Source organism: Pseudanabaena sp. BC1403, assembly GCF_002914585.1.
Taxonomy (GTDB): domain Bacteria; phylum Cyanobacteriota; class Cyanobacteriia; order Pseudanabaenales; family Pseudanabaenaceae; genus Pseudanabaena.
Genome location: NZ_PDDM01000034.1, coordinates 33,070 through 42,381 on the forward strand (window position 1 = coordinate 33,070; position 9,312 = coordinate 42,381).

Annotated in this window: 10 protein-coding genes; 3 read left to right on the forward strand and 7 right to left on the reverse strand. The window is 42.6% G+C overall.

All coding sequences use genetic code 11. The features are described from left to right. Positions 1–7: 7 nt before the first annotated feature. Positions 8–1,219, forward strand: a complete 1,212-nt coding sequence (locus tag CQ839_RS25285; RefSeq protein WP_181016292.1) for a hypothetical protein — start codon at positions 8–10, stop codon at positions 1,217–1,219. Positions 1,220–1,228: 9 nt separating this feature from the next. After that, the gene (locus CQ839_RS21955) at positions 1,229–1,936 is read left to right on the forward strand and encodes a hypothetical protein (protein ID WP_103670437.1); all 708 of its coding nucleotides are present in this window, start codon (positions 1,229–1,231) and stop codon (positions 1,934–1,936) included. 55 nt (positions 1,937–1,991) lie between these two features. Here CQ839_RS21955 and CQ839_RS21960 read toward each other — a convergent pair whose 3' ends face one another. Then, positions 1,992–2,555: a Uma2 family endonuclease gene (locus CQ839_RS21960; RefSeq protein WP_103670438.1), complete on the reverse strand. Its 564-nt coding sequence runs from the start codon at positions 2,553–2,555 to the stop codon at positions 1,992–1,994. Between the two features lie 107 nt (positions 2,556–2,662). On the opposite strand from CQ839_RS21960, the gene topA reads away from it, so the two are divergent. Beyond that, positions 2,663–4,930 carry a type I DNA topoisomerase gene (gene topA, locus CQ839_RS21965; RefSeq protein WP_103670439.1) on the forward strand — a complete coding sequence of 756 codons (2,268 nt, stop codon included), beginning with the start codon at positions 2,663–2,665 and terminating at the stop codon, positions 4,928–4,930. A gap of 71 nt (positions 4,931–5,001) precedes the next feature. On the opposite strand, the gene CQ839_RS21970 is transcribed toward topA, so the two are convergent. From CQ839_RS21970 to CQ839_RS22000, 6 genes are all read right to left on the reverse strand, one after another. Beyond that, entirely contained in the window at positions 5,002–5,490 is a 489-nt protein-coding gene (locus tag CQ839_RS21970; RefSeq protein WP_103670440.1) for a hypothetical protein, read from the reverse strand. A gap of 89 nt (positions 5,491–5,579) precedes the next feature. After that, positions 5,580–6,629 (reverse strand): hypothetical protein, encoded by a 1,050-nt coding sequence (locus tag CQ839_RS21975; RefSeq protein WP_103670441.1) that lies wholly within the window; start codon positions 6,627–6,629, stop codon positions 5,580–5,582. Between the two features lie 216 nt (positions 6,630–6,845). Then, on the reverse strand, positions 6,846–7,223 hold the full coding sequence (locus CQ839_RS21980; RefSeq protein WP_103670442.1) for a nuclear transport factor 2 family protein: 378 nt from the start codon (positions 7,221–7,223) through the stop codon (positions 6,846–6,848). Continuing rightward, positions 7,216–7,362: a DUF1993 domain-containing protein gene (locus tag CQ839_RS21985; protein WP_258040836.1), complete on the reverse strand. Its 147-nt coding sequence runs from the start codon at positions 7,360–7,362 to the stop codon at positions 7,216–7,218. The genes CQ839_RS21980 and CQ839_RS21985 overlap by 8 nt, the downstream gene beginning before the upstream one ends. Positions 7,363–7,439: 77 nt before the next feature. After that, positions 7,440–7,712 (reverse strand): hypothetical protein, encoded by a 273-nt coding sequence (locus tag CQ839_RS21990; protein WP_181016293.1) that lies wholly within the window; start codon positions 7,710–7,712, stop codon positions 7,440–7,442. 266 nt (positions 7,713–7,978) lie between these two features. Next, positions 7,979–9,175: a leucine-rich repeat domain-containing protein gene (locus tag CQ839_RS22000; protein WP_219817836.1), complete on the reverse strand. Its 1,197-nt coding sequence runs from the start codon at positions 9,173–9,175 to the stop codon at positions 7,979–7,981. Positions 9,176–9,312: the final 137 nt, after the last annotated feature.

A 9,312-nucleotide genomic window follows, 5' to 3' on the forward strand; every position in this document is an offset into this window, starting at 1 on the left:
GTAAATTATGGTTTTTATACAGACATCGGAAGCATCTCAGGCGAATACTCAGCAATTGGCGATCGCGCAAACTACGATTGAAGCTCTGGCGGAACTGCTGAAGCGATTGTTAAGCAAGCAAGACGAGCTATTGCAAGAGAAAGATGAAAACACGCAACAGCCTGATGTTCCATCATTGGGATTCAGTGATGCGGAGTGGGATCGGGTATCCCAGCAATGGGATCAGGACATCATGGATGATTGGTGGCGCAGATATCAGGCTGCACCAGATCGCTCTACTGCTCCTGAGACTTCACAGGCTTTGACTGTCACTTTGAGTAGTCCTCGTGATAAAGGCGATCCAGATTTTGCGATGCTTCCCAATACACCGATTCAGCCATCACCGCTATCTGGCAGTAATCTACCGCCATTGCCTGTTCCTGTTGAGCAGAACTATATCGATGTGGATTGGCGAGAACTCCCGAAAATAGAGTTGTCTGAGCTACTGCGTCGCGATTTGGATGGGGATGGGATTACTGATGTCGATGAACTGCGGATAGGACTCAATCCTCGCAGCATTGATACTGATGGCGATGGTATCACCGATCGCGATGAGTTGGGACGTTCTAATCCTCTGACGTTTGATGACTTCAGACAACAGGTAATGGCGGCGGTGTCGGTTGCCCTAGTTGCAAAATTGGGTATCGATGGCAAGTATGAAGCAGAAAACTATCGCATTCAATCTCAGGATAATTTCTATGAGATTTTTAACCTTGATGGTGAGGCGATCGCTAAGTTTGAACTGCAAAGCGATCGGGCTGTGTTTATGGGGGATAGGACTACTGTTGACCAGCAAATTGACTTTACCAAAACTGCTTTTAGGACAACGACTGTGGATATTGCCAGTTTGACTCAGAATCAGGGCTATCTCGCAGCGATCGATAAGCTGGGAGATCTAGCTCCTGCTGGGGCTAGAGGTGTGGTAGTGGTCGAAAGTGTCCTTACGGAAATTGGGCAGGAGTCTTTTAAGGGTGGGTATTACAATTTTCAAAGGAATGAGGATGGTGATATTGCCATTGTCAATAACCATACTGGCAAAGATATTTTACGAACTACTGAAGGTCAAATCTCTCATCTTGCAATGACTCCGACTGATTTAAACAACTTTCAGCAAGCGTTTCAACGGATGAATTCGCCTCAGTCGATGCTAGAACAATCTAGTCCAGATCTGGAGCGTTAGGTAAAGGCGATGATTACTGCGAATCCAGAACTTGACATGGCTCAGTTCATGACTGTGTTTAACCAAGTTGTTGAACTGCATAGCGTCCAAATTTTAGCGATCGCTGAACGAGAAATGTCTTCTAGTAATTTGATGGATTTGACGATGATAGATAAAGATGATGTATTTGATGAAGCGTGGCAACCATCTCAGATGCTGAGCAAAGGTAGCGATCCTAATTCGGGTGCTAATGATACTCAACAGGTGAATGCTGTTACTCCAGAACAGAACCAAATCAATTATGCAACGCAGATTCAGAATTTGGCTCTGTCAATGTTTGATGGTTTGAGTAATCTGCGTAAGGATAGTTCCGAGAGTAAATCTGAAGATGTTGAAACTGCTGCTATTCCCAGTTCTCCTAATCAAGTTACCGATGCAGAGCGAGATCTGAAACTGGCGCAGGATTGTCGCGAACTGTTGCAAGTAAAAGGCAAAGATGATGGTAATAATCTTATCTTTGAGCGTCCTGATGGCAAGGGGAATTACAAGTTCAATCTCGAAAAAGCCTCAGATACAATAACTTTAAAGGCAAAAGATCGTCCTGTTAATGCGATCCTTGTGGAGTCGCAGGGGAAGGTCTTAGAGTCCCATGTTACCGATCTTGATGCGGCAAATATTGCTAGGGCTGTGGAGATGTTAAATGCACAGCAGTCCACACCTCTTGAAAATCAGAAATAACTATGTTTTACACTTTTCAGGTATTTATTGAGTCTATCTCTATCAACGATACGAGTTAATCTTCTAACCAACTAAACAATTCACCCACCGTAAGCTGAAACGATTCTGCAAAGGATGGCAATGGCAAGCGATCGCTTTTATTTTCAAACACAGCAATCGTGCGATCGCTAAAATATACAAATACCAATTCCTCATCGGGATCGAGTAACCATCCCATCTCTGTCCCATGATCTAAACAGTAGAGAATATTCCGAATTACTTTTGTTTGGTTTTGGTCTGGCGAAAGGATCTCGATTACCCAATTAGGCGCAGTCTCAAATAGATTCGATACTTTGCCATCGTTATCCCTAGGAATTCGTTCCCAAGTAAAAACGGCGATGTCTGGAATAACCGAGCGATCGCCAAAATTACACCGCAACTCTGAATAAGCACGGGCAATCTTTTTCGGTTTGAGAGCTAGGTTAATTGCCGAGCCAAGGTCAAGCTGAACTGTACTATGTTTTCCCTGCGGCATTGGCTTTTGGACTATCTCCCCATCAATAAATTCACAAGCGGGTTTTGTCTCTGGTAATTTCAGAAACTCTTCAAGGGTTAAAGGTTTAACAGGAGTTTGAACCATTGCGATCGCCACTTTTAATGATGATTATAGACTACAAGCACTGTCGTTTATCGTCTCCATAGATTTTTAGACCAGATTCAAGATAAAGTCCATATAGGTATAAAAATATGAAAAAGCTGTTACTCGTTGAATCTCCATCTAAGTGCAAAACCATCCAAGCCATCCTTGGTAGTGAATGGCAAGTGGAAGCTTCCTTTGGTCACTTTACAGAACTTGCCAAAGATGGTGAAGATAGCTTGGGCTTTACGATGCACAAAGATACCAACAAAATTGAATGTCGTTACCAATTGACTGAAGGTAAAGGTCAACAGGTAGTCGCTAAACTTCGCGCTGCTGTGAAGAATGCATCAGAAGTGGTGCTTGCTACCGATGGCGATCGCGAGGGTGAGGGGATTGCTTGGCATTTACAACAGCAACTGCATCTGCGTAATCCCAAACGCGCTGTCTATAACCAGATTACGCCTACGGCGGTTAAGGTGGCGATCGCCAATGCTCATCAGTTAGATTTGAACCTGATTTCCGCACAACGCGCTAGACAATGCTTGGACAGGTTGATTGGGTTCAAGGTTTCTCCCCTTGTGCGTCTTACAAGTGGCGGTAGCTCGGCGGGTCGGGTGCAGTCGGTAGCTTTGCATATTGTCTGCCAGCGTGAACGCGAGATTAATACCTTTGTGCCGATTACTTACTGGTCGGTATGGACGGAATATGCTGAAGGATTCACGGCTTTTTATGCGGGTAGTAGTGAGATTGAGCCTGTGCTTGACGATCAGGATGTCACCGATGATGCGGCGGAAGTGAATACGGAATCTACGGTGGAGTCAAAACGGGTATTGTCGGAAGCGGAAGCTACCCGAATTATTCAAGTGGCGCGTAATCATCCCCATGTCGTTCGCGAAGCTACGGGTGTCACGGCTCAAAAATCACCTCTACCGCCTTTTATTACCAGTTCGCTCCAGCAAGCTGCCTCAGTGAGGTTAGGGCTATCGCCTGAAGAGACGATGAAGGTGGCTCAAGAGTTGTTTGAGGGTGTCGATTTACCTCAAGGTCGTAAGGGTTTGATTACCTATCACCGCACTGATAGCACTAGTCTCGCTCCTGAGTTTTGCGCTGAGGTGAAGGAATGGCTGTCAAAGCACGATCCTGATAATGTTCCTAAAAAAACTACTCGTTATCGCGAACAGGCAACTGCTCAATCCGCCCATGAAGCGATTCGTCCTACCTATTTGAGTATTACTCCGAAAACGGTGAGAGACCATCTCAGTACCAAACAGCATCAACTCTATGAGTTAATCTGGCGCAGAGCCGTTGCCTCTCAATGTGCGAATGCTTTGATTCAGAAAAGTCGGGTGATTATTCAGGCAGGTTCCACGCTTTGGCAGACTAGGGGCAGTATTCTCACCTTTGCGGGTTATACGCGCTATTGGAATGATTTGAGTAAGGATAAACATATTCCTGCTTTAACAAGCGGTCAGACTTTGGCTTTGGTAAATGCAGGTTTTACGCAGAAACAAACTCAACCTCCTGCTAGGTATAGCGAGGCGAAGTTAGTGCAGGTACTGGAACGTCAGGGTGTGGGTAGACCGAGTACGTTTGCGGCGATCGTTAAGACGCTGAAGGATCGGAACTATGTGTTACTCAAGGGTAAGGTTCTCGAACCTTCGGCTTTGGGAATGTCTACGGATGATGTGTTGCACAAAACTTTCCCTGATTTGCTCAGAGCCGATTTTACCGCAGGGATGGAGACGACTTTGGATGAGATCTCGGTGGGTAAGTTAGAGTGGCAAAGCTATTTGATTGGTTGGCATCAGTCTTATTTTCAGCCAATGTTAGCGCGGGCTTATACGAATCTCGGTGCGGATTTACAGCCAAGCGATCGCAAAAATGAGCTTTCGGATGTGGGTTGTCCTGCTTGTAACCATCCGCTTAGTAAGATTCCTTCTAAGAAAGTCAGTGGTGGGCATTTTCTCAAGTGTGAGCATGGCTGTGAGAATCTAGTGATGTTTTGGAGCGATCGCCGCAATCAGTGGGAGATTCCTCAACCGAAGGGTGAGAATGCAGTGACGGCAGAGGTGACTAGTTTTGCTTGTCCTGTCTGTGGTAAGCCTTTGGCTAAGTTTCCCTATACTAAGGATGGTGTGGATAAGGTGATGTTGAAGTGTGCGGATGTTCAGGCGCGTCAACGCAAGGATCATGCGGATGTGGTCTTTTTCTGGTCTTCTCAGGAAAGGTGGTGGTCGAAGAAGTTTGGTGATCTGGATGAGGCGGCTAAGCCGAATTTGGGTAAGAGTTCAACGGGTAAAGAGAAGAAAGCTGCTCAGGGAAAGCCTAAACAGGCAGGTAAAGTGGCTAAGCCTAGTCCTAAAAAGTTGTCTTAATAAGCAATCTGATTTGCCAATTTTCAATTGCAAGCATTCACTAGCGAAAAGATGATCTTCTGACACTTCATTTAAAAATCTCCCAATTTTGACTTGATGATTGAATCAATATGCTGCCATTCTTCAATATTTGCTTGAGACAATGATAGATATCTTTGTGAACCCAAATTTAACCTATCTCGAATCTCATAATAAAAATCATGTTGGTTTACGGATGGGTCAGCCAGAGAATGCTCAACTATGACGGCATTCAAGGCAAACCACAAGCTATAAATCAAATAGCAATAACTATTGGTTTCTAATGCTCCTAAATAAATTTTTATTGCTGATGCAATGCTGGCGAACTCTTCTTCTGCTTTGGTATTAGTCATTCCCATTTCGGCTACAAGGTCATAGTTTAGAACAGAATATTTGTTTTTAGCCTTAGTCCAAAATCTATTAAAAAGTTCATTACTGTTAACCTTTTTTGGACTTTCTCGATCATTGACGATTCTGCAAATCGAAGTTATTACATCATCAATTGCAAAATATAAGGCGTAAACTTTGGCTTTGTTATCCATGTTCTTATTTTCGCTGCATGTTATAGCCCTTCACACTAACTTCAAACCTATTAAAGATTTTTTGAAAGCGACAATAGCTGTAGGATAGTTCATGAACAGATAGCGCGAAGTTTTCCAGCCTCATTACCGCGTGCACAAATGTAGGCGCGAGAGGCGATCGCATTTCCTACCATTCCACCATCGGTATACATACGGAATACTGAAGCCATAATACTGTCATCAGCAGCTCGCATAACAAAATAGGCTTGATAGCCACCAGCATTACCTGAATAATTATCGATTAGGACTTCGATCCAAGGGCGATCTTGACTGACCCCTTCGGGAATTTCGCCATCTCTCCAAACCATCTCATTCCCATTCAGTTTAAGTTTACCAGCCTGCATTGAAAGCCCACGTACCATGGCAAAGACACTATTCGGTTTCTGCTCCCAAGGAGCGCGTACCAAGTTGCGTTCTTGCTCACTGCCCCATTGGGAGTCTGCTAAATCCGTGAATAGGTCTGCACAACCAGATACTAATCTACAATCACGGGGATTTTGGGTAGCATTAGATTGCGATCGCTTTAGAGATGTCGGATCAAAATCAGCGACTACATTCATGACTGGACGAAAAATCATCTGGATATGTTGGTGAGGAGTTGTATTATTCAGACTCGGATCAGCATTTTCTTTTCCATAGGCGCTAACAACATCACGATATAAAGCTGGAGACAAATTGTAGTGATCCACCTTGACGCGATAGCTAAAGCCATCGCGTCTACCCGTGTTTTCAGGATAGAGTCGCAACCTGATGCGCCACGCTGGGGTAGTGGGAATACCTGTTAATCGCACCGCATGTTCTAGTGGCCCCATACCTTGAAAGTAAGCTAAATCTAGTTGATTAGGTTGAGCAATATCTTCGGGAAAGACTGATTGTAGTTTCAGATTTTTGAGCTTGGCTGCTTCAAGATTTTCAGTCACTGCTGAGCTGGTGTCTAATGGCTTTGGGGCTTGATTTGGCTGAAAAGTGGAATTGGCGATCGCCGTTGCTTGGGCCGTTGCTTGATCTTTAGCCTGATCGCCTTTAAAACAAGCACTCAGCGTTAAAAGAGCTGCAAGAAGTAAACCTTGTATAGCAATAGATCTTGAATTTATCTTCATTTTATTCCTCAGTTTTTGTAAATTAGACTCTCATGTGAAGCAATAGAAATAAATTTATACCAAACTAAAAATGGCTACGCCATTTTTTAATTCCAAAATCCTTACTGGGTTTAGTTTTTAAATCACAAAAGTGTTACCACACTTTCGTGATTTGATATTACTTACCTGATTTAACAGTCATCGGCTAATTCACAGTGAATTTAACATTCCTCTTGGTTAAATCACCATACCAATATGGGCGGCAATGATATGCCAAGTTTCCCTAGAAGAGACAGTCCAAATGCGCGTGAAACGAAAGTCCCCATTTGCAGGGTTACCATCATAGCTACCTAATATTTGCATTCGGACTGAGACAATTGCTATCTCTCTATGGATTTGAATATGCTGTTCAGAAGGTTTTAAATCGCTTATCTTGATCAAACCAGAGGCGTGAGCAGCTAGATCGTCTTGTTTTTTCAATAATTGCCCAAGATGATTGGTAATGATAATTTCAGGAGCTAGGAGTTCATCTAAAATGCTGACATCAGAAGCAAGCATTGCTTGCCTGAGCCGTTCTTCGAGGTTGATAATCTGAGTTTCAACTGTTTCAATCATGGTGTTTCACGAAAGGTACTAAGTGCGTCATAAAATCCTGCTTGCCTATTGGTGCTCCTGACATACGCATGATGTTGTATGCCGTCGTGATATGAAAATAAAAGTTTGGCATCAGAAGATCATTTACGTAAGCTCGCAACCCAAAATGAGTCTGCTACCACACTACCCAACAATACAAGTTTCCCAAACATACAATTCATTCCAATATTAATTAACCTAAGTTGCTACCCATAGATTAACGCTAAGAGCAAGGACAAAGAGCATGACTTTAAGCTCAAAACCTTTTGCCGTAACAGAATGAATAGATTTAGGTAAAAGTTGGGATATCAAACTACCCGTGGTTTCGACTATTTTGCGTTTATGGTGCTGGAGAAACTGAACATAACCAAGTACAGGTCGTTTTGAATTGCTCTTTCGTATAGCCGAGAGCTGGATATTCTCGGTATTCAATCTTGCTAGTGCCGCAAGTCTAGAATTCAGCGTCATCATATCGCCTGTGCCATGTTAGTTTGGCATCATCTTAAACGTTTAGCTTTTCAAGCTGGTAACACTATCTAGCAACTTAAATTTGGGCTTTTGTCTGATTATTTGCGGACTCAGCTTAAGCATCCTTCTATTCCTATGGCGCTTGCTTAAGTCCTAATCAGAATATTGAATACAGTCTTGCCAAATTGCCAATCTGTTCGGTCTATGTAGATCGCATATTCATCCGTGATCATCATCACCAATAAACTTGCGATCGCGCTACGGAATATCTAGAACCGACAGATAGATGCTGGCTTGACTGGACAAGACTTTTCACTGATTTGATTTTCACCAAGATATAGAACTTTCAACTTAATCAAGCCTTCCAGTGACTTGATGTCAATAATTTGATTGCTTTCGAGAGTGAGATTAATCAAGTTAGTCAAACCCATAATTGGCTTAACATCAATAATTTGGTTGTGGTTGAGCTGGAGTTCAGTCAAATTAGTTAGACTCGCAAGTGACTTGATATCACTTATTTTGTTGAAGCTGAGACTGAGTTCAGTCAAATTAGTTAGATTTGCAAGTGACTTGACATAACTTATTTTATTAAAAGCAAGATATAGTGCGGTCAGATTAGTTAGTTTAGCAAATGGATTGATATCACTAATTTTATTATTCATGAGAGAGAGCCGAGTCAAATTAGTTAAACTCGCTAGGGGTTTAATGTCAACGATTTTATTACCTCCAAGATCGAGAGAAGTCAAATTAGTCAAGTTCGCCAGAGGTGTAATGTTACTGATTTTATTGCTACTAAGATGGAGGCTGGTCAACTTAATTAAACCTGCAAGAGGTGCAACATCGCTTATTTGGTTGTAGTCGGGCCAGTCGGTTAAGTCATCTAGAGCCTTGAATGTGAACTGAGTGCTACTTAGGTCTAAGCTGGTCAAATTAGTCAAACCCATGAGAGGAACAATGTCTTTTATTTGATTGTTTTGAAGACTGAGGGAAGTTAAATTAGTCAGGTTTGCAAGTGGCTTAATATCAGCGATTTGATTGCGATGGAGACTGAGCTTAGTCAATTTAGTCAACCCCGCAAGTGGTTTGAGATCAATAATTTGATTTCCGTTAAGCGCGAGTGAAGTCAAATTAGTCAGATTGACAAGTGGCTTGATATCAAAGATTTTATTCTCGCCGAGATCGACTTCAGGAAGCATAGTCAAATTCGTAAGTGGCTTGATGTCAATAATTTGATTTCTGTTAAGCGCGAGTGAAGTCAAATTAGTCAGATTGACAAGTGGCTTGATATCAGCGATTTGATTGCGATTGAGACTGAGCTTAGTTAATTTAGTCAGCCCCGTAAGTGGTTTGAGATCAATAATTTGATTGTCATTAATACTGAGAGTAGCTAAATTAGTCAAACTTACCAGAACCTTGATATCAGAGATTTGATTGCTTCCAAGATAGAGCCAAGTCAACTTGGTCAAACTCCCAAGTGGTTTAATATAGCAAAGAAAGGGATAGTTAGGACAATTGGCAGAAGGCTTGCTGTACGGCATCCCATAAACTTTCACATTTTCCTATAATCTTACTGACATGATGTTTTAACCTTGCCCAAAATTTC